This window comes from Mesorhizobium sp. M7A.F.Ca.US.014.04.1.1 (genome assembly GCF_003998745.1).
Classification (GTDB): domain Bacteria; phylum Pseudomonadota; class Alphaproteobacteria; order Rhizobiales; family Rhizobiaceae; genus Mesorhizobium; species Mesorhizobium ciceri.
In genome coordinates this window covers 1-415 of the sequence record NZ_RZRW01001492.1, presented here as the reverse complement: position 1 = coordinate 415, position 415 = coordinate 1, and the positions used below count along the sequence as shown (strand labels likewise).

Below are 415 nucleotides of genomic sequence, written 5' to 3'. Positions count from 1 at the left end.
GCCTGCTGCCATGCTCGTGCTCGCAGCGCCGTTTGCGATTGCGCAAGAGAGCCAGACGCCGGCGCCGGCGTCTGGCTCTCTTGCGCAATCGCAAACGGCGCTGCGAGCACGAGCATGGCAGCAGGCGTCAGCATGATGAGGAGCTTCTTCATGCGAAGGCCACCGTTTTCGACAGCGGCAGCGTGCGGATGCGCTTTCCGGTGAGCGCGAAGATGGCGTTGGCGAGTGCTGGAGCCGCCGGCGGTGTGCCGATCTCGCCGACGCCGCCCATCTTGTGGAAATTTTCCAGGATGGCGACTTCGAAGACCGGGCACTGGAAGATCCGCATGGCATCGAAATCGTGGAAGTTCGACTGTTCGACCATGCCGTCGGCGAAGGTGATTTCCTGACCCATCGCCGCCGAAAGGCCGTAGAT

1 pseudogene is annotated in these 415 nt (G+C 62.9%); it reads right to left on the bottom strand.

The features are described from left to right. Positions 1–148 precede the first annotated feature (148 nt). Positions 149–415 (bottom strand): annotated as a pseudogene (locus EOA22_RS37290) (xanthine dehydrogenase family protein molybdopterin-binding subunit); the annotation flags it as partial.